Here is a 19,619-nt window from a genome sequence, read left to right as displayed (position 1 = left end):
GCAGCTGCCGTGGTGGCAACGGTGTTCGCGGCTCCCAGCCACGCCGACGCCGACACCGATTTCGCCGAGAGGTTGCACGGTTATGGCATCTACGGGGCGCGCGACTACAACGCCTGGATCGGCAAGCTCACCTGCAAGCGGTTGCTCAATGGCATCGACCACAACGCCGTCGACTCGGCGGCGTTCGTGGGTAAGAACCTCGATGGCAGCGACGCCGAGCAGGCCTGGCAGTTCGTCGGATCCGCGCTGAGCGCCTATTGCCCCGAACAGTTGGTGGTTCTGCAGCAAGCGGGAGGACAGCAATGATCCGCAAGACTTTTCACCAGGCGGCTCGGGCTTTCGCGGCCATTGTGCTGGCTGGTGTCGCCGGACTGGGTAGTGCATCGGCAGATGCGACCGACAACTTTCCGATTCCCAACCGGATGCTGCACACCAGCTGTACCGCCGAGCAGATCATGGCGGCGGCCCGCGATGTGGCGCCGGTGTATTACGAGCGCTACATGATCGACTACAACAACAAATCGCCCGAGTTACATCAGGCGGTACAGGACCGGATCCACTGGTTCTACGCGATGGATTACGCCGGCCGGCGTGCCTATTCGGAGAATCTGGCCACCGATATCTACTACGAGAAGCTGGCCTTTGCCTGGCCGAATTGGGCCAAGTTGTTCTTCAATAACCACGGGGTCGCTGCCCGGACCACCGACGTCTGCGAGCAGTACCCCGCGCAGGATATGGCCGTGTGGACCTGGGCCTGACTCTTAGGCGAGCAACTCCAATACCCGCCGTGCCGTGTCCAGCAGGATTTCGTGCAGCTGTTCGTCGCCGATGTCTGCGAGTTCTGGATCGGCTGCCGCGGTGAAGGTTCCAGCCATCAGCGTGGTGGTGATCACTCGAGCCCTCGCATCGGGATTAGGGCCGTGCAGGATGGCCGCCACGGCATCGCTGACGGCCATGAAGTCCTCGCGGGACCGCACGGCGTGCTCCACAGCGCGGTCGTAGAACAGGAACGTCAGCCGGCGGTATCGGACGGAGAGTTCGACCACGCCGCTGACCGTCACGTCGCGTTGACCCTGTTGGGTCGGCATGGCCGCAGCGATCTTCATGACCCGGACGATGTCGTCGAACATCGGCTCCACCAGGGCCATGACGATGTCGTCTCGGGAACGGAATTGGTAGTAGACGGCCGGTTTACTCACACCCAGCCGGTCGGCGATCATCTGCATGGACGTACCGCCGACGCTGTGCTCGATGAACAGGTCCAGCGCAGCCTGCAGCACGCGCTCGCGCGCGGATCCGCGAGGCGCCACCGGCTTGGCCACGACCTTCCTCCTCCTCGTCGCGGTCAGCCTAGCGGCGCGCGGCCGCCCGCGACACGGCGGAGCTAGGGCGCCGCCTTGGCGTGCCGGTGCTGGCGCTCGATGGTCGCGAAGTAGAAGGCGTAGGCGAACGCGCAGCTGGTGAACAGACTCGACACGAAGTACAGCCACGGGCGTCGCAGGCCTCGCCGATAGCCGTCGACGATGGTGAACAGCGGCAGCAGGATGACATTGATGATGGTGTAATCCTGGCTGGCCGAGCCGGCCGCCGGATTGGTGTACATCAACTGGATGTAGTGCGTCCAGCTGCCCGGTCCCCAGATCGGATTGTGGTTGGGCCCGTGCGCGTATTCGTTGACGAACCGGATATTGAAATACCAGCCTAACGCGATCGAGGCGATGCCGATCACGTAGAACGCCACTTCCAGCGGCGAGAACGCCTTGCCGCCTTCTGGTTTCGCGAAGACCGCGCGGTTGGAGGTCACGATCCACCAGATGGTCGCCAGGCCAAGCACCGCATGCACGATGAGCGAGATCATGTGGCCAGTGTCACCACGCGGCGGAAGTTTTGTCAATATTGACGTTCGTGGCGGTGGGGTGGAGAGGTATCTTTACCCCATGCCTCGAGCGCCGCAGACCGCGCGCAGTGAACGCACCCGCGAAGCGTTGCGCCGGGCCGCCGTGGTCCGCTTTCTGGCGCAAGGCGTGGAGGACACCTCCGCCGAACAGATCGCCGCGGATGCCGGGGTGTCGCTGCGGACCTTCTACCGGCACTTCACCTCTAAGCACGACCTGCTGTTCGCCGACTACGACGCCGGGCTGCAATGGTTCCGCAGTGCGCTGTCCGCGCGTCCATCCGCCGAGCCGGTGATCGAGTCCGTGCAGGCAGCGATCTTTGCCTTCCCCTACGACGTCGAGGCGGTGACGCGGATCGCCGCGCTGCGGGCCGAGGAACTCGACCCGGAGCGCATCGTGCGCCACATCCGGCAGGTGGAGACCGACTTCGCCGACGCGGTGGCCGAGCGGCTGCGGACCACAACGCCCTCGTCTGCTGGTGACCCGTTGCGGGTTGCGGTGACGGCGCGCTGTATCGCCGCCGCCGTGTTCGCCGCGATGGAGGTCTGGATGCTGGGCGCGGACCGCTCGCTGGCCGACCTCGCTCAGATGTGCCGGGCCGGACTCGACTCGCTCGGGAACCTTTAGTTACGTCAATATTGACAAAACTATCGACGCGTGCCAGCGTTCCCGGAAAGTGGGAAAGGGCGGACGGATGACGGACTACGACGCGATCGTCATAGGCGCCGGACACAACGGCCTGGCCGCGGCGCTCATCTTGCAGCGGGCCGGGCTCCGCACGTTGTGCCTGGAAGCCGGGCTCTATGCCGGGGGGATGGCCTCTACGGTGGAGTTGTTCGACGGCTACCGGTTCGAGATCGCCGGCTCGGTGCAGTTTCCGACATCGGCCGCGGTCAGCGCGGAGCTGGGCCTTGACGGATTGGAGAGCCTCGATCTTGAGGTGATGTCGGTGGCGATGCGTGGTGTGGGTGACGACCCGCTCATCCAATACACCGATCCGATGAAGCTGTTCACCCACCTGTCCGAGGTGCACGGCGCCGAAGCCGTCAACGGCATGGCCGGGCTGTTGGCGTGGAGTCAGGCCCCCACCCGCGCGTTGGGCCGATTCGAGGCGGGTCGGCCCCCGAAGACACTGGACGAGATGTATGCCTGCGCCGAAAGCGAATTCGAGCGATCGGCTATCGACGACATGCTGTTCGGTTCGGTCACCGACGTACTGAATCGCTATCTGCCCGACCGGGAGAAGCACGCCGCGCTGCGCGGATCCTTCACCGTGCTGGCCGTCAACACCCTCTACCGCGGCCCCGCCACGCCGGGCAGCGCCGCGGCCCTGGCATTCGGCCTGGGTGTGCCCGATGAGAACACCGTGCTGATGAAGAAGCTGCGCGGCGGAATCGGGGCGCTCACCGGGCATCTGCACGACACCTTCACCTGCCTCGGCGGTCAGCTGCGACTGCGCGCCGCGGTCTCGGAGATCCTGGTCGGCGAGGGCCGGGTCACCGGAGTACGCACCGAGTCCGGGGAGATCGTGAGCGCACCGGTGGTGGTGTCGGCCGTTGCTCCCGACGTCACCGTCACCGGACTGCTCGATGCCGCCGCCGTCCCCGAGGACGTCCGTGCGCGCTACGCCAGAACCGATCACCGTGGCAGCTATCTGCAGATGCATTTCGCATTGGAGCAGGCACCGGAATTCGCCGCCCCCTACGAAGCGCTCAACGACCCCGCTATGCAGGCGTCCTTGGGGATCTTCTGCACGCCCGAGGAGGTGCAGCAGCAGTGGGAGGACGCGCGGCGCGGTGTCGTCCCGGCCGATCCGACTGTGGTCCTGCAGATTCCGTCGCTACATGACCCGGATCTGGCCCCGCCCGGCAAACATGCCGCTTCGGCGTTCGCGCTGTGGTTCCCCATCGAGGGCGACGGCAACTACGGCGAGATGAAGGTCGAGATGGGTCAGCGGGTGATCGACAAGATCACCAGGCTGGCGCCGAACTTCGAAGGCAGCATTACCCGGCACACCACATTCACCCCGCGCCATATGGGCACCATGTTCGGTGCGCCCGGCGGTGACTACTGCCATGGCCTGCTCAACCCCGATCAGATCGGCCCGAACCGGCCCGGGCCGCGGGGCTTTCTCGGCCAGCCGCTGCCGGTGGAAGGGCTGTATCTGGGCAGCGCGGGTTGTCATGGGGGCCCGGGGATCACCTTCATCCCGGGTTACAACGCCGCCCATCAGGTGCTGGCCGACCGCTGACCGCGCCGGCGGGCGAGCGCCTACCGCCGATTCGCCAGCAGGTGGTCGAGCAGCGCCTGGAAGGACTCCGGATCTGCCGGGGTGAACGCCGGATGCGGCCAGGAGTCACCGTCGAGGTCCAGGGTGATCAGGGTGGAGCGCATCGGGCGCCGGATGTCCAGCGGCAGCCAGCGCCGTAGATCCGAGCTGCCCCAGATTCGGAATCGGTGGGTCAGCATGCCCAGGGGTTCGGCGCGGTAGTCGCGCACCGCCGACAGCGGGATCACCTTCGAGGTGCCGGACGGGAAGTGATAGCGACGCAGCGTGATCGCCCGGCGATCCAGGGCTACCAAGCCGTCATCGTAGGAGTCGGCGGTCATAGCTTCTCGCAGCGCAGCTCGTGGCCCTTGGTGGTCAGGCAGCGGCCAGTGTCCAGGTCCCACTCCCAGCCGTGCTGATTGCAGGTCAGGATCTTGCCCTCGACCACCCCGACCTTCGCCAGGTCGGCCTTCATGTGCGGGCAGCGGCGCTGAATCTGGTAGTCGCCCACAGTGATCGTCGCCGAATCGTCGTGGCTCTCGCCGAACCACCCTTCGGCGTAGACGATCCGGTCCTCGGTGAGGCACTTGAAGAACGTGTAGAGGTATTCGTTGTAGCCACCGACTCGCCACGCCCGAAACCGGGTGGACAAGAAGATGGTGTTGACCCAGTCCGGCTCGTCGTCGCGTAACACGGTCCGCACGAGTTCGGGCGGAATGCCGAAGCCGTAGCGGAACTTCTCGCCCGCAATCGGCTCGCGCACTATCCGTTTGGGGAAGTCCAGCACCACCGTCTCGGTGTGGCCCGGACCGTCCAGTACGAGCTCGACGGGATAGCCGATGCCGTCGCAGATCTCGTTGCTGCGTGCCATGATCGGCTCGAACAGCGCCCGTAACGGCTCGAGCATCGCCGGCCCCGCTGCCGGCGCCCAGGCGGCCTTCTCGGCAGCCAGGACCGGCGCCATCCGTTCGGCGTACGCGGCGATGTAGTCGGCCTTGCCGGTGGTGAAGATCGCTTCGACATCCTCATCGGACAGCGGGTGCGTCAGCGAATCCAGCTGCGTGCCGGTGAAACGCGCTGTGCTGCCGGGGATCATCAACAGCCCGCCGTCGTGGCCGTTGCGCCGCATCTGATCCAGGAACACCACCTCGTCGGGGAAGATGTTGGCGGGATCGCCATGATCATCGTTGAGGTGGCGCAGCTCGGGGTCTAGAAAACACGGCGGCCCCGCAGAGGGGACCACCCAGGTCGCGTCGACGTGGGCGATGTATTGCCGGGCGCGGTCCATCTGCCGCTGGCGCTTCTGCGTGCCGAACGCCTCTTTGGCGCGGTCCGGCATGTCGTAGACCATCGGGTACCAGATCGCTCCGGAGTACTGGACCAGATGCACGTCAATACCGCCGAAGGCGCCCAGCACGTCCAAGTCGATCGGGCGTGAGTCGTTCATGTTGAAGACGGTGGTCACTCCGTCGGAGACCACCAGGCCTGAGTCGCCGATCGGGCCGTCGGCCGGAGCCCGCAAGGCGATGATCATCACGTCCAGGTCGCCCTTGGGTCCGTGCACCGTGTGACGCACCGAGTCGGTGGTCTCGTAGAACTGGTGAAAGCCCAGGTCTTCCAAGGCGCGGCGCAGATCCGGCACCGGGTAGTCGGGCAACAGAACCACCGCGTCCTTGTTGACATGCGCCGCCAGGTGACGCGGGTCGTAGTGATCGTGGTGCAGGTGCGAGATGTAGAGGTAGTCGCAGTCGCCGAGGGCATCCCAATCCAGCGTTGAGTTGTCCGGGAACGGGAACCACGAGGCGAAATAAGCCGGATTCACCCACGGGTCGCACAGGATGCTGCCCGCGGCGGTCTCGATCCGGAAGCCGGCGTGCCCGACGCTGGTGACCTGCACGTGTACCTTCTCCCGACGCTGAAAGAGCTCCCTGGAGAGTTTACCGGCGGCGTGGCCCGCCCCATCGCCTAGGCTTTGGTGCTGTGGAGCCTTGGTACAGGACCGTCGCCGTCGCCGCACACACCCTCTGGCGTTATGAGGGCTTGAAGATCACGGTGACCGGTCGGGAGCATCTGCCCGCCACCGGCGGCGCGGTGATCGCGATCAACCACACCGGCTACCTGGACTTCTTGTTTGCCGGGGTTGCCTCCTATGACGCGAAGCCGCGGCGGCGGGTGCGCTTCATGGCGAAGAAGGACACCTTCGACAACCGGTTCAGCGGGCCGATCATGCGGGGCTGTAGGCATATCGCGGTCGACCGCAGCCAGGGCGCGGAGTCCTATGCCACCGCTGTCTCCTACCTCAAGGCGGGCGAACTGGTCGGGGTCTACCCGGAGGCCACCATCAGCCGCAGCTTCGAGCTGAAGGAGTTCAAGAGCGGCGCAGCGCGGATGGCGATCGAGGCCCAGGTGCCGATCATCCCGCACATTGTCTGGGGAGCCCAGCGCATCTGGACCAAGGACCACCCGAAGCGGCTGGGACGCAGCAAGGTGCCGATCACCGTGGCGATCGGCGAGCCGATACCCCCGACGCTGCCGGTCGATGATCTGCGCGCCGAATTACAGACACGAATGCAGCAGCTGTTGGAGCAGGTGCAGGACGGCTATCCCGAGCATCCAGCGGGGGCGTTCTGGGTGCCCCGGCGTTTGGGTGGCAGTGCCCCCACCCCGGCCGAGGCCCTCGACCTCGACGCCGCCGAAGCTGCGCGCAAAGCCGAACAGCGGGCCGCCCGCCAGGAGCAGCCACCGAGCCCGACGGGCGTCACGGACTAGAGCTGGCATGCAGCCGGTCTTTCGCGCGATGGAGCTCACGGCGCGCACCGCGGTGCGGGTCGCCGGGGTGCGGACCGACCCTTCGGGCACGGAGCAGTAGAGCATGGCCGAACCCTTCTTCCGGGCGCTGGAGCTCGTGATTCCGCGGCTGGCCGCCGCCAACGGGCCGCACGTGACCATCGACGGCCTGGCTAACATTCCCGACTCTGGCGGGGCCGTGGTGGCCGTCAATCACACCAGTTACCTGGACTGGTACCCGGCTTCGGTTGCGGCTCTGCGGCGCCGCCGCCGGCTGCGGTACTTGATCAAATCCGAGATGACCGAGGTGCCGGTGGTCGACTACGTGATCAGGCACGCCAGACTGATCCCGGTGGACCGGTCCGCCGGGGCCGGAGCCTACGACGAGGCGGTGCGGAGGCTGGCCGACGGCGAGCTGGTCGGTTTGAATCCCGAAGCCACTATCAGTCGCAGCTTCGAGCTGCAGGAGTTCAAAACGGGGGCCGCCCGGATGGCCCATGCCGCGGGCGTGCCGCTGGTCCCGGTCATCGTCTGGGGCATCCACCGAGTCTGGACAAAGGATCACCCGAAGCATCTGTGGCGCAACCATATTCCGGTATTGACCAAGATCGGCCGGCCGATGGCGGCGTCCGCGAACATGACGGCGACCACCGCCGAGCTGCGGAACACCATGGCGGTCATGCTCGAGGAGGCTCAAATGGAGTACCCACACCCCGCCGGGGCGCACTGGGTGCCGCGCAGGCTGGGCGGCGGTGCGCCCACGATGGCCGAAGCCCTGCAGATGCGCGCAGCCGAGCTGGCTGAACGCGATCGTCGACGTGTGCAGCAGGCGCAGGGCCGCCGCGGTCGGCAGACCCGAGATGGGCGGGGCGCGCGCTGATGCAGCCCACCAATGATCGTCTGGCGCTGATCGCCAGCGACGTCGACGGCACCCTGCTCGACGACACCGAGAGCGTCACTCCGCGTACCCGGGCAGCGGTGCGCGCGGCAGTGGACGCCGGCACGCCCTTCGTGCTGGCGACGGGGCGTCCGCCGCGGTGGATCGCACCGGTGGTCGATGCGCTCGGATTCGCCCCGATGGCGGTGTGCGCCAACGGTGCGGTGATCTACGACCCGGCCACCGATCGGGTGGTGTCGGCGCGGACGCTCTCGGCGGACAGTCTGGTCAAGCTGGCCGAGGTAGTGGGCCGCGCCCTGCCAGGGGCGGGCCTGGCCGTCGAACGCATCGGCGCGAGTGCGCACGATGCGGCCACCCCGCAGTTCGTCAGCTCACCGGGCTACGAACACGCCTGGCTCAACCCCGACAACACCGAGGTGTCGCTGGAGGATTTGCTGTCCCAGCCGGCGATCAAGCTGTTGATCCGCATGGCCGGGAAGTCCAGCGCCGAGATGGCGGCGCAGCTTCGGCCGCACATCGGGACGGCCGCCGAGATGACCTACTCCACCAACAACGGGCTGATCGAGGTGGTGCCGGCCGGGATCACCAAGGCCAGCGGTATCGAGGAGTTGATCGCGCCGCTGGGAATCGGCGTCGAGCAGGTGGTGGCATTCGGCGATATGCCCAACGACGTGCCGATGCTGGTGCGTGCGGGCCATGGTGTGGCGATGGGCAACGCCCACCCCGAAGTGCTGGCGGCGGCCGCCGAGATCACCGCACCCAACACCGACGACGGCCTGGCCAGGGTCCTGGAGCGGATTTTCCTGCGTTGACTCTGCGCTGAGGGCGGGGGGCACTCGCACTTTTGCGCCGAGCAGCAGAGTCAACGCAGCGACCGCAGCGTCAACGACGGCTTCACCCGATGGCGAAGGGATCGATCACCCGCGAGAAGCGTTCCAGCTGCACTGGCGGGCCCTCCGGGGGCGGCGGGGGCAGCTCTTCGGCATTGCCGTCGACAACCCGGATGATCGTCGCGGTGGCCCGGTTGTAGTTCAGCGTGCCGTGCTGGAAGTTCTGGCCCACCCACTCCGGTTCGGCCAGTTCGGCGCTGGTCGGCAGTCCCAGTACGCCACGCTCGTAACCCAGCGAAGCCCATGCCTCGTAGATGGCACCGGTGATGGGCTGTGCGCCGGTCTCCGGGGACCAGTAGATCGCGCCGTGCTCGAACGTCGCGTACTTGGTGGAACCCTCGCCGATCGCCTCCGGGGAGGTGGGCGCACCGAGCATGCCCTCCATACCGCCGAGTTCCAGCCAGCGGGTGTGGATGGCGCCGCCCTCCATGACCCGGGCCAGGTCTTCGGGCCCGGGCGGGTCGTTGAACCGGGCGGCGATCTCCCGAATTTCGTTGAGCGCGACGTAGCCCTGGTCGCCGGGGCATTCCGTGGCGTCGAGATCGCGGTGGCCGATGATCGAGGGCAGTGTCAGCGACGCGCCGCGCGGAAAGTTCGTGAACGACCCCCCGCCGGAGGTCAGCTCGGCCATGCCGCGCGGGTCGGTGCGATCGAGTCCAAGCCGCCAGCCCAACAGCCGGCCGACCGTCTCGAGCTGGATCGGTGGGGGAGGTGCGTCATCGAAGGTGCCGATCATCGACACTCCCCAGGTGTTGCGGTTGAAGCCGCCCGCATGGCTGCCCATGATGCCGCGGGCAAGGCCGCCGGCCCGGCCCTCGAATACCTGGCCGAATTTGTCCACCAACGCGTTGTAGCCGATGTCGCACCAGCCCAGCGTGCGGGTGTGATAGGCGTAGATCGCCCGGATGATCTCCGCGGAGTCTTCGGGGGAGTAGTCGTTAGAGCCCGCCGTGTGGTGCACCACGGCCGCGTGGACCGGTCCACTCTCTACGGGTTTGCCGCAGCGGCCGTAGGCACCCGCGCCCCAGTGGCTGCGCGGGATGATGTTGGGCGGCTGACCCGGGCCCAGGACCGCCTTTGGCGGCGTCCATTGCGCGTCGACGGGGGCCTTGGGCGGGGTGATCAGCACCGCGGAGACGCCTTGGGCAAGGGGTTGTGTCGCGGTGGCCGGTACGTAGCCGAGATCGGGTCCGGGCGCCGGCCTCTTCGGGGCCGGTTGCGCCTTGGCTGGGCCTTTGGCTGTGGCCGGGCCTTTGGCCTTGGCCGTGCTTCTGAGTGGATTCGGATCGGTGCGGGTCACCGCGATCTGCACGGCGGTGGTGCGGCCGACGAACACCGGCTCGGTTCCGTCGGGGCCGGCAGCCGGTGCATCGGCAGCTCGGGGGCCAGGTGTCTCCTGCTTGGTCTCGTGCGCGGTCGAATACCAGGGGCCCCATGATCCGTCTGCGCCTCGGGCCCGGATCCGTGCCGACGTCCCGCTCAGGTCGGCGCCGGTGAGCGCCACCATGGTGAAGGGCTCGTCCTGGGTGATCTCACGAACGGTGACACCCGGCTCCAGGTCGGGCAACAATTGTTGATTCAGTTTGGTTGCTGCGGCGCTCGGGGGAGTCCCACTCTCGTCGGCCGTCTTGAGTGCCGATCCGGAGTTCATTGCCCACGGCAGGATCAGCACCGTCGCGACAGTCGCGGTCAGCTTGATCGTCGGCGGGGGACGACGACGGGATAGCACGTGCTGATGTTACGTATGTGTCATGTGTTGTTGGTGATGCGACACGCGGCTACCGGCGAAGGCCGCTGCAGCCATGGATAACGGCACCGCAGAGTCGTCAGGTGCCCGCCGGGTGCGGGCTGACTCTGCGGTGCCGTTGGGCGGAACAGCTCCGCTGTATGTCTACGTCAGGGCAGCGGCGGGGGCGGGGCGGCAATAGCCGGGCCCGCGCCCTGCGCAGCCTGTGCGATGGACGGGATCACCACACCTTTGAGCAGGTCGATGGCCTGTCCGGCGCCCAGCTGATTGGCGGCGCTCATCAGGTCGCTGACGAGACCGCCCTTCTCCTCGGGCATCCCCAGGGAGGGGTCGCCGAGGATCGGATAGGTGCCGTCAAGGCCCGGGTCCAGGCCCAGCGGGGAGGTGAGCGGCAGGCCGTCAGACCCCAGCAGGCCGGTGTCCGGGCTGGTCAGACCCGGGCTGGTCAAACCGGGACTGGTCAGACCCGGGCTGGTGAGCGGGCTGGTCAGCCCCGGGCTGGTCAAGCCCGGGCTGGTCAAGCCCGGGCTGGTCAGCGTCGAGTCCAGCGGCGGCGTGGTCAGACCGGGCGTGGTCAGGCCGGGCGTGCCCAGGCCGGACGTGGTCGACACGCCGGGCGTTCCCAGCGGCGGGACCGACAGCGACGGCGTGGTCAGGGACGGGTCGGTGAGCCCGGGGGTGCCCAGGCCGGGCGAGGTGAGGCCCGGGGTGAGCAGGGACGGGTCGGTGAGCCCGGGGGTGCCCAGGCCCGGCGAGGTCAGACCCGGGTACATGCCCGTGGAGGCGCTGCTGTTGTTGAAGCCCGGGACCGGTGGGAGGTTGACCCCGAACTGGGACAGTCCCTGGGTCAGGGCGGTGATCAGCTCACCGGGCAGGTCGGCCACCGAGGAGGCGGCAACAAAGTCGTGGTGCTGCGGTGCGCTGTTGTGGGCAACCAGCTCGGACACTGCGACAACTGCGAACGGACTCGCGACCGCCAAGGCGGCGACTGCGCTCATGGTTGTCGAGAGCCTGCGTCGACGTCGGTTCGGCACGGAAGTCTCCTCAATATGTTTTGCCGTCCGGTCCCGGTTCTCTTCGGGGCCGTCGTGGCGCTTACTGCACTTGCATCTGACCTACGTGACCGACGGTACGCGTGTGACTCGTGTGAAAAGAGTGACGAGATCGAATCGTGAGGAAACTGCTACCAACCCTTCCCCCGCGCGAGGTGACCGCGGGGCGCCGACGATGCGTGCGGCCGCTGGTCGGCTACCCTTGGCGCCGATGACCGCTCGTTTTGACCTCTTTGTCGTGGGTTCCGGATTCTTCGGCCTGACCATCGCCGAGCGCGTAGCGACGCAGCTCGGCAAGCGTGTTCTCGTCGTCGAGAAACGCCCCCACATCGGCGGCAACGCCTATTCGGAGGCGGAGCCGCAGACCGGCATCGAAGTCCACAAGTACGGTGCCCACCTGTTCCATACCTCTAATAAGAGGGTTTGGGACTACGTGCGGGAGTTCACCGAATTCACCGGCTACCAGCACCGGGTGTTCGCCATGCACGGCGGGCAGGCCTACCAGTTCCCGATGGGTCTGGGCCTGGTGTCGCAGTTCTTCGGTCGCTACTTCAGCCCCGAAGAGGCCCGAGCGCTGATCGCCGAGCAGGCTGCCGAAATCGACACCGCCGACGCGCAGAACCTCGAAGAGAAGGCGATCAGCCTGATCGGGCGCCCGCTGTACGAGGCATTCGTCAAGGACTACACGGCCAAGCAGTGGCAGACCGATCCCAAGGAACTCCCGGCGGCCAACATCGCTCGGCTGCCGGTGCGCTACACCTTCGACAACCGCTACTTCAACGACACCTACGAGGGCCTGCCCGTCGACGGCTACACCGCGTGGCTGGAGAACATGGCGGCCGACGAACGTATCGACGTGCGGCTGGACACCGACTGGTTCGACGTCCGCGACGAACTGCGCGCAGCGAACCCGGACGCTCCCGTTGTCTACACCGGGCCGCTGGACCGCTACTTCGACTACGCCGAGGGCAAGCTCGGCTGGCGCACCCTGGACTTCGAACTCGAGGTCCTCGACACCGGCGATTATCAAGGCACGCCCGTGATGAACTACAACGACGGCGACGTGCCGTTCACCCGTATCCACGAGTTCCGGCACTTCCACCCCGAGCGCGACTACCCGACCGACAAGACCGTGATCATGCGGGAGTACTCGCGCTTCGCCGACGACACCGACGAGCCCTACTACCCGATCAACACCGAGGCCGACCGGGCGGTCCTGGCGTCCTACCGGGCGCGCGCCAAAGCCGAGCTGGACACGGCCAAGGTGCTCTTCGGCGGCCGGCTGGGCACCTACCAATATCTGGACATGCACATGGCCATCGCCAGTGCGTTGAACATGTACGACAACGTCCTGGCGCCGCATCTGTCCGACGGTGCGCCGCTGGGGGAGGGCAGTAAGGCATGACCGACAGTTCCCGCGCGGTGAGCCGGCTTTCGCGGATCATCCTGCCCCGCCAGGGTGAGCCGCTGGATGTGCGCAAGCTCTACATCGAAGAGTCCGAGACCAACAACCGGCGGGCGCACCCGCTGACCCGCACCAGCCTGGAGATCGGCGAAGAGTCGGAGGTCTCGTTCGCGACGTACTTCAATGCCTTCCCGGCGTCGTACTGGCGGCGCTGGTCGACACTCGAATCCGTGGTGCTGCATCTGGAGCTGACCGGATCCGGGCGCGTCGATATCTACCGCTCCAAAGCCACCGGCGCGCGTATCGCGGTGGACGGCAAGCCCTTCGGATCGGTCGCCAACAGCGACACCCCGACGGTGGTCGAGTTCGAGGTGGGCCTGCAGCCGTTCGAGGACGGCGGCTGGATCTGGTTCGACATCACCACCGACACCGCGGTCACGCTGGAGCGAGGTGGCTGGTACGCCCCGGTCGAGGCCCCCGGCCGGGCCGACATCGCCATCGGTATCCCGACCTTCAACCGGCCCGATGACTGCGTCAATGCGCTGCTGGCGCTGACCTCCGACCCGGACGTCGACGAAGTGATCAGCGCGGTGATCGTCCCCGACCAGGGCACCCGAAAGGTGCGCGATCACCCCGGCTTCGCGGCGGCCTCCGCCGGACTGGGAGATCGGCTGTCGATTCACGACCAGCCCAACCTCGGCGGGTCCGGCGGCTACAGCCGGGTCATGTACGAGGCGCTGAAGAACACCGGCTGCGAGCAGATCCTGTTCATGGACGACGACATCCGCATCGAGCCGGACTCGATCCTGCGGGCGCTGGCGCTGAACAGGTTCGCCAAGAAGCCCACCCTGATCGGTGGGCACATGCTCAACCTGCAGGAGCCCTCACACCTGCACATCATGGGCGAGGTCGTCGATTCGGGCGTCTTCATGTGGACCAATGCGCCGCACACCGAGTACGACCACAACTTCGCCACCGACTCGCTGGCCGAATCCCCGGATCTGCACCGGCGCATCGACGTCGACTTCAACGGCTGGTGGATGTGCATGATCCCGCGCTCCGTCGCCGAAGAGATCGGCCAGCCCATCCCGTCGTTCATCAAGTGGGACGACGCCGAATATGGGATCAGGGCCGGCGAGCACGGCTACCCGACCGTCACGCTGCCGGGCGCGGCGATCTGGCACATGGCCTGGAGCGACAAAGACGACGCGATCGACTGGCAGGCCTACTTCCACCTGCGCAACCGGCTGATGGTGGCGGCGCTGCACTGGGACGGCAACATCTCCGGACTGATCCGCAGCCACCTCAAGGCGACTCTGAAGCACCTCGCCTGCCTCGAGTATTCGACCGTGGCGGTGCAGAACAAGGCGCTGGACGACTTCATGGCCGGGCCCGAGCACATCTTCTCGATTCTGGAATCGGCACTGCCGGACATCCATGCCCTGCGTAAGACCTACCCCGATGCGGTGGTGCTTCCCGCGGCCAGCGAACTGCCGGCTCCGTCGAGGCGCAGCCGGGCAATGCGCCCACCGGTGCAGCCGCTGACCATCGGCTACCGGCTGGCCCGCGGCATCCTGCACAACCTCAAGGCCACCGAGCCCGAGCATCATCGACGTCCGCAGCTCAATGTCGCCACCCAGGATGCCCGCTGGTTCCTGCTGTGCACCCAGGACGGCGTCACCGTCACCACCGCCGATGGACGTGGGGTGGTCTACCGGCAGCGCGACCGCGAGCAGATGCTGACGCTGCTGCGCGAGTCCCTGCGCCGCCAGTACCAGCTGGCGCGCCGATTCGACGCCCTGCGCCGGACCTACCGCGCGGCTCTGCCCACACTGTCGAGCAAGCAGCAGTGGGAGACCGTACTGCTTCCTGAAGGTGCCACCTCGGCATGACCGAACTCGCTCGTGACCCCGATGCGGTCCCTCCGCACGGCGAAGACGCCGTGCTGGTCGCCGTGCAGTCGGCGCTGACCGGCCGGCCCGGCGTGCTGCCGACGGCCCGGGCGATGTCGCACTTCGGTGAGCACAGCCTGGGCTGGCTGGCGCTGGCAGCGCTGGGCGCACTGGTGCAGCCGCAGCGCCGCCGCAGCTGGCTGCTGGCCGGCGCCGGAACCCTGGCCGCCCACGCCGCCGCGGTGATCATCAAGCGCATCGTGCGCCGCAGGCGCCCGAGTCATCCAGCGATCGCAATCAACGTCGCCACCCCCAGCGCACTGAGTTTCCCGTCGGCACACGCCACCTCCACCGCGGCGGCGGCGATCCTGCTGGGCAGGGCGGCCGGCCTGCGGCGCGGGACCCTGCCGGCACTGCTGATACCGCCGATGGCGCTGTCGCGGATGGTGCTCGGGGTGCACTATCCCAGCGATGTGCTCACCGGCGCCGCTGTGGGCGCCGCCGTCGCGGCCATGACAACCCGGGTGATCCGGCTGGACGACTCTGGAGACTCGCGATGAGCGCAGACACGCACGATCGAACCGCACAGCTCGGTCCCCCGAGCAACCTGTTCTCCGGCGTCATCAAGGCCATCCGCCCCCGCCAATGGGTCAAGAACGTACTGGTGGTCGCGGCACCGCTGGCCGCGCTCGGTGGCGGTGTCCACTACGACTACGCCGATCTGGCCCGCAAATCGCTGATCGCCTTCGTGGTGTTCTCGCTGGCGGCATCGGCGATCTACCTGGTCAACGACTCCCGCGACGTGGAAGCCGACCGGGCACACCCGACCAAACGGTTCCGGCCCATCGCGGCCGGGGTCGTGCCGGTCGGACTTGCCTACGCGCTGGCAGTGCTGCTGGGGGTGGCGTCGCTGGCCCTCTCCTGGTGGCTGACCCCGAACCTGGCGCTGGTGATCGCCATCTACCTCGCCATGCAGCTGGCCTATTGCTTCGGGCTCAAGCACCAGGCGGTGTTGGACATCTGCGTCGTCTCGTCGGCATATCTGCTGCGGGCGATCGCCGGTGGCGTGGCCGCCAGCATCCCCTTGTCACAGTGGTTCCTGTTGGTGATGGCGTTCGGTTCGCTGTTCATGGTGGCCGGTAAGCGCTACGCCGAGAAGCAACTGGCCGAACAGACCGGGGCCAAGATCCGCAAGTCGCTGGAGAGCTACACCGGCACCTATCTGCGGTTCGTCTGGACGATGTCGGCTACTGCGATGTTGGTCTGCTACAGCCTGTTCGCCTTTGAGCGCGACAACGGCTCGGGATCCTGGTACGCGGTGTCGATCGTCCCGATCGTCATCGCGATCCTGCGTTACGCGGTCGACGTCGACGGTGGCATGGCCGGGGAAGCAGAGGACATTCTGCGACGTGACCGGGTGCTGCAGCTGATGGCGCTGGCTTGGATCGGAACAATCGGTGCCGCCGTCGCCTTCGGCTAGCTCCGCCCGGGGGGCCGTGAGCGGCAGAGCGCCGGACCCCCGGGTCCGGCCGCTGGGCTGGCCCGCCGTTCGCTACAGCACCTCGGTTCGGCTGAGTTCGTGGGCCGGGGTAGCGGTGGTCGTGTTGATGTTCGGCATCGGAGCGTGGCGACGACGCTGGATCTCCGATGACGGGCTGATCGTGCTGCGCACCGTGCGCAACCTGCTGGCCGGCAACGGCCCGGTGTTCAACGTCGGGGAGCGGGTCGAGGCCAATACCTCCACGGCCTGGACCTACCTGATGTACCTGGGCAGCTGGCTGGGTGGGCCGGTCCGCATGGAGTACGTGGCGCTGGCGCTGGCGCTGGGGCTGAGTCTGGCCGGCGTCGCGATGCTGATGCTCGGCGCCGCCCGCCTCTACGCGCCTGGTCTGCAGGGCCGCCGTGCGCTGCTGTTGCCGGCCGGTGCACTGGTCTACATCGCGCTGCCGCCCGCGCGCGACTTCGCCACCTCCGGCTTGGAGGCCGGTCTGGTGTTGGCCTACCTGGGCCTGTTGTGGTGGATGCTGGTCTGCTGGTCGCAGGCGCTGCGGATGCCGCGTTCGCGTGCGCGCGGCGCCTGGTTCACCGGGTGCCTGGCATTCGTGGCGGGTTGCAGCGTGCTGGTCCGCCCCGAGCTGGCGCTGATCGGCGGCGGGGCACTGATCATGCTGTTGATCGCCGCCCGGGATTGGCGGCCCCGCGCGCTGGTACTGGTGGCCGGCGGCGCCCTGCCGGTGGCCTATCAGGTCTTCCGGATGGGCTACTACGGCCTGTTGGTGCCGGGAACCGCGCTGGCCAAGGATGCCGCCGCAGACAAGTGGTCGCAGGGCATGATCTACCTGGCCAACTTCAATGCTCCCTATGCGCTGTGGGTGCCCGCGGTGTTGCTGGTCGCGCTCGGCGCGGCCCTGTGGGTGGGCGCCGCAGTCCGCTACCGGCCGCGCCGTCCGGTGCCGCCCGGCGTCGGACGGTGGGCCCGGCTGGTGCGCAGCCCCGGCGCGGTGGTGTGTTTCTTCGTGCTGAGCGGGCTCCTGCAGGCTGCCTACTGGGTGCGCCAGGGCGGCGACTTCATGCACGGGCGGGTGCTGCTGGCTCCGCTGTTCTGCATGCTGGCACCGGTGGCTGTCATCCCGGTGCTACTGCCCGACGGCGCGCGCTACCGCCGCGAGGCGAGCCTGCCGCTCAGCGGTGCCGTCGGTCTGCTGTGGCTGGCGGTCGCCGGCTGGGCCCTGTGGGCGGCCAACTCACACGGCATGGGCGATGACGCCACCCGCGTCACCTACTCCGGGATCGTCGACGAGCGCCGGTTCTACTCCCAGGCCACCGGCAACGCCCACCCGCTGACCGCAGCGGACTACCTGGGCTATCCGCGGATGCGTGCGGTGTTGACCACGATCGCCAACACCCCGGACGGGGCGCTGCTCCTGCCATCGGGCAACTACGACCAATGGGATGTGGTGCCGGTGATCCTGCCGGTGCCGCCGGGAATCGGCGTCCCGGCCGAGCCCGACCCTGGCGGAAGCGGACCGCACACCGTCTTCTTCACCAACATGGGCATGCTGGGTATGAACACCGGTCTTGACGTCCGGGTGCTGGACCAGATCGGGTTGATCAATCCGATCGCGGCCCACACCGAACGGCTGGAGCACGGCCGGATCGGTCACGACAAAGACCTGTTCCGGGATTGGATCGTCGCCGACGGACCCTGGGTCAAGTGGTACCCGCTGATCCCGGGGTATCTCGACCAGGACTGGATCGCCCAGTCCGAAGCCGCCCTGCGCTGCCCCGACACCGCGGCGGTACTGGGCTCGGTGCGTGCGCCGATGGGCCCGCGCCGGTTCCTGTCCAACGTGCTGCATTCGCCGAGCTTCACCCGGTACCGGATCGAGCGCGTCCCGCGCGACGAACTGCTGCGCTGCGGTCTGGCTGTGCCTGAGCCGACCAAACCGGCCTACACGGGGATGCCTCCGGAGCTGCCCTGACTGCGCATCCCCGCAAAATGTGACCGACGTCATTGCTCCTCGGGCGTGTCCGCCCACGGAGCCGGTTCTCACCGGCTCGAATGGGCATAAACGGGCCAGGGCGTCGATGTCACAAAACCAGGCATTTAGTGAGTCGGCGAGCCCGATGGGTGAACCCCGAGTCTTGGATTTCCGCCATTTTGTGGTTGACTACAGCAGCACTGTGGCGTTTGAACGCACAGATCGGGCCCGAGTCGGGCCACGCTATGAGCAAAGTACGGCAACGAATGAATGAGGATGCCAAGGATGAAGTTGCTTGACAGGTTGATGGTCGTCGCCGGTGGCGCGGCCCTGCTGGCGGGACTGGTCGGTGTCGTCGGCGGTACCCCCGAAGCGAGCGCGTTCTCCCGGCCCGGTCTGCCGGTCGAGTACCTGCAGGTGCCTTCGGCAGGTATGGGCCGTGACATCAAGGTCCAGTTCCAGAGCGGTGGCTCGGACTCCCCGGGCCTGTACCTGCTCGACGGTATGCGTGCCCAGGACGACTTCAACGGCTGGGACATCAACACCCCGGCGTTCGAGTGGTACCTGAACTCCGGTATCTCGGTGATCATGCCGGTCGGTGGCCAGTCCAGCTTCTACAGCGACTGGTACAAGCCGGCTTGCGGCAAGGCGGGCTGCTCCACCTACAAGTGGGAGACCTTCCTGACCAGCGAGCTGCCGGCCTACCTGGCGTCGGAGTACGGCGTGAGCCAGAGCCGCAACGCCGCGGTCGGCCTGTCGATGGCCGGTTCGTCGGCGATGACGCTGGCGATCTACCACCCCAACCAGTTCACCTACGCGGGTTCGCTGTCGGGTTACCTCAACCCGTCCAACGGCAAGGGCTGGATCGGCCTGTCGATGGGTGACGCCGGCGGCTACAAGAAGAACGACATGTGGGGCGACGACAGTGACCCGGCGTGGTTGCGCAACGACCCAACGGTCAATGTCGCGAAGCTGGTCGCTAACAACACCCGCCTGTGGGTCTTCTGCGGTAACGGCAAGGCCAACGAACTGGGCGGCGACAACATCCCGGCCGTGTTCCTCGAGCAGAACTTCATGATCGGTGCGAACAAGAAGTTCCAGGAGCTCTACGCCGCTGCCGGTGGCAACAACGCGATCTTCAACTTCCCGGAGTACGGCACGCACAGCTGGGAGTACTGGGGTCAGCAGCTGCAGGCCATGAAGCCGGACCTGCAGAGCCACCTGGGCGCCACGCCCGGGGGCGGCGCGAGCAGCAGCTCGGGCGAATAGTCCCGAACACAGATCTACCGCTGACGGCGGCGA

The 19,619-nt window shown here is 67.2% G+C and carries 19 protein-coding genes; 13 read left to right on the top strand and 6 right to left on the bottom strand.

The features are described from left to right. Positions 1-12 precede the first annotated feature (12 nt). Both G6N09_RS07760 and G6N09_RS07755 read left to right on the top strand, forming a co-directional pair. The gene (locus G6N09_RS07760; RefSeq protein WP_407662675.1) at positions 13-306 is read left to right on the top strand and encodes a DUF732 domain-containing protein; all 294 of its coding nucleotides are present in this window, start codon (positions 13-15) and stop codon (positions 304-306) included. Further along, positions 303-758: a DUF5078 domain-containing protein gene (locus tag G6N09_RS07755; RefSeq protein WP_083027083.1), complete on the top strand. Its 456-nt coding sequence runs from the start codon at positions 303-305 to the stop codon at positions 756-758. The genes G6N09_RS07760 and G6N09_RS07755 overlap by 4 nt, the downstream gene beginning before the upstream one ends. Before the next feature lie 3 nt (positions 759-761). Here the strand turns inward: G6N09_RS07755 and G6N09_RS07750 are convergent, their stop codons facing one another. Then, positions 762-1,322 carry a TetR/AcrR family transcriptional regulator gene (locus tag G6N09_RS07750; RefSeq protein WP_083027082.1) on the bottom strand — a complete coding sequence of 187 codons (561 nt, stop codon included), beginning with the start codon at positions 1,320-1,322 and terminating at the stop codon, positions 762-764. A 62-nt stretch (positions 1,323-1,384) separates the two neighbouring features. Beyond that, positions 1,385-1,858: a DUF2834 domain-containing protein gene (locus tag G6N09_RS07745; RefSeq protein ID WP_083027081.1), complete on the bottom strand. Its 474-nt coding sequence runs from the start codon at positions 1,856-1,858 to the stop codon at positions 1,385-1,387. Positions 1,859-1,937: 79 nt separating this feature from the next. Here G6N09_RS07745 and G6N09_RS07740 point away from each other — a divergent pair, with 79 nt between their 5' ends. Both G6N09_RS07740 and G6N09_RS07735 read left to right on the top strand, forming a co-directional pair. Further along, positions 1,938-2,522: a TetR/AcrR family transcriptional regulator gene (locus G6N09_RS07740; protein WP_083027080.1), complete on the top strand. Its 585-nt coding sequence runs from the start codon at positions 1,938-1,940 to the stop codon at positions 2,520-2,522. A 67-nt stretch (positions 2,523-2,589) separates the two neighbouring features. Continuing rightward, positions 2,590-4,146 (top strand): phytoene desaturase family protein, encoded by a 1,557-nt coding sequence (locus tag G6N09_RS07735; RefSeq protein ID WP_083027123.1) that lies wholly within the window; start codon positions 2,590-2,592, stop codon positions 4,144-4,146. 20 nt (positions 4,147-4,166) lie between these two features. Here G6N09_RS07735 and G6N09_RS07730 read toward each other — a convergent pair whose 3' ends face one another. Together G6N09_RS07730 and G6N09_RS07725 are read right to left on the bottom strand one after the other, a co-directional pair. Then, positions 4,167-4,505 carry a hypothetical protein gene (locus G6N09_RS07730; protein WP_083027079.1) on the bottom strand — a complete coding sequence of 113 codons (339 nt, stop codon included), beginning with the start codon at positions 4,503-4,505 and terminating at the stop codon, positions 4,167-4,169. Further along, positions 4,502-6,061, bottom strand: coding sequence for an MBL fold metallo-hydrolase (locus G6N09_RS07725; protein WP_083027078.1), 1,560 nt, complete (start codon positions 6,059-6,061; stop codon positions 4,502-4,504). The genes G6N09_RS07730 and G6N09_RS07725 overlap by 4 nt, the downstream gene beginning before the upstream one ends. Before the next feature lie 83 nt (positions 6,062-6,144). Between G6N09_RS07725 and G6N09_RS07720 the strand changes: the two genes are divergently transcribed. From G6N09_RS07720 to G6N09_RS07710, 3 genes are all read left to right on the top strand, one after another. Further along, positions 6,145-6,933 carry a lysophospholipid acyltransferase family protein gene (locus G6N09_RS07720; RefSeq protein WP_083027077.1) on the top strand — a complete coding sequence of 263 codons (789 nt, stop codon included), beginning with the start codon at positions 6,145-6,147 and terminating at the stop codon, positions 6,931-6,933. Between the two features lie 103 nt (positions 6,934-7,036). Continuing rightward, positions 7,037-7,831, top strand: a complete 795-nt coding sequence (locus G6N09_RS07715; RefSeq protein ID WP_083027076.1) for a lysophospholipid acyltransferase family protein — start codon at positions 7,037-7,039, stop codon at positions 7,829-7,831. After that, entirely contained in the window at positions 7,831-8,661 is an 831-nt protein-coding gene (locus tag G6N09_RS07710; protein ID WP_083027075.1) for a Cof-type HAD-IIB family hydrolase, read from the top strand. The genes G6N09_RS07715 and G6N09_RS07710 overlap by 1 nt, the downstream gene beginning before the upstream one ends. Before the next feature lie 82 nt (positions 8,662-8,743). Here the strand turns inward: G6N09_RS07710 and G6N09_RS07705 are convergent, their stop codons facing one another. After that, positions 8,744-10,390, bottom strand: coding sequence for an N-acetylmuramoyl-L-alanine amidase (locus tag G6N09_RS07705; protein ID WP_234807078.1), 1,647 nt, complete (start codon positions 10,388-10,390; stop codon positions 8,744-8,746). Positions 10,391-10,635: 245 nt separating this feature from the next. Beyond that, a complete protein-coding gene (locus G6N09_RS07700; protein ID WP_083027074.1) occupies positions 10,636-11,520 on the bottom strand; it encodes a hypothetical protein in 885 nt (294 codons plus the stop codon). A 229-nt stretch (positions 11,521-11,749) separates the two neighbouring features. Between G6N09_RS07700 and glf the strand changes: the two genes are divergently transcribed. The 6 genes from glf to G6N09_RS07670 all read left to right on the top strand — a co-directional run bounded on the left by glf (position 11,750) and on the right by G6N09_RS07670 (position 19,586). Then, positions 11,750-12,943 carry a UDP-galactopyranose mutase gene (gene glf / locus G6N09_RS07695; protein WP_083027073.1) on the top strand — a complete coding sequence of 398 codons (1,194 nt, stop codon included), beginning with the start codon at positions 11,750-11,752 and terminating at the stop codon, positions 12,941-12,943. Further along, entirely contained in the window at positions 12,940-14,835 is a 1,896-nt protein-coding gene (locus G6N09_RS07690) for a glycosyltransferase (protein WP_083027072.1), read from the top strand. Before glf ends, G6N09_RS07690 begins: the two co-directional genes overlap by 4 nt. After that, positions 14,832-15,395 carry a phosphatase PAP2 family protein gene (locus G6N09_RS07685; protein WP_083027071.1) on the top strand — a complete coding sequence of 188 codons (564 nt, stop codon included), beginning with the start codon at positions 14,832-14,834 and terminating at the stop codon, positions 15,393-15,395. Before G6N09_RS07690 ends, G6N09_RS07685 begins: the two co-directional genes overlap by 4 nt. After that, positions 15,392-16,315: a decaprenyl-phosphate phosphoribosyltransferase gene (locus G6N09_RS07680; RefSeq protein ID WP_083027070.1), complete on the top strand. Its 924-nt coding sequence runs from the start codon at positions 15,392-15,394 to the stop codon at positions 16,313-16,315. Before G6N09_RS07685 ends, G6N09_RS07680 begins: the two co-directional genes overlap by 4 nt. Before the next feature lie 16 nt (positions 16,316-16,331). Further along, positions 16,332-18,317, top strand: coding sequence for a terminal beta-(1->2)-arabinofuranosyltransferase (gene zomB / locus G6N09_RS07675; protein ID WP_109558985.1), 1,986 nt, complete (start codon positions 16,332-16,334; stop codon positions 18,315-18,317). Between the two features lie 276 nt (positions 18,318-18,593). Continuing rightward, positions 18,594-19,586 carry an esterase family protein gene (locus G6N09_RS07670; protein WP_083027068.1) on the top strand — a complete coding sequence of 331 codons (993 nt, stop codon included), beginning with the start codon at positions 18,594-18,596 and terminating at the stop codon, positions 19,584-19,586. Positions 19,587-19,619: the final 33 nt, after the last annotated feature.

It is taken from the genome of Mycolicibacter minnesotensis, assembly GCF_010731755.1.
Lineage (GTDB): Bacteria > Actinomycetota > Actinomycetes > Mycobacteriales > Mycobacteriaceae > Mycobacterium > Mycobacterium minnesotense.
The sequence above is the reverse complement of the archived record's forward strand: the minus strand, read 5'-3'. Positions and strand labels throughout refer to the sequence as shown.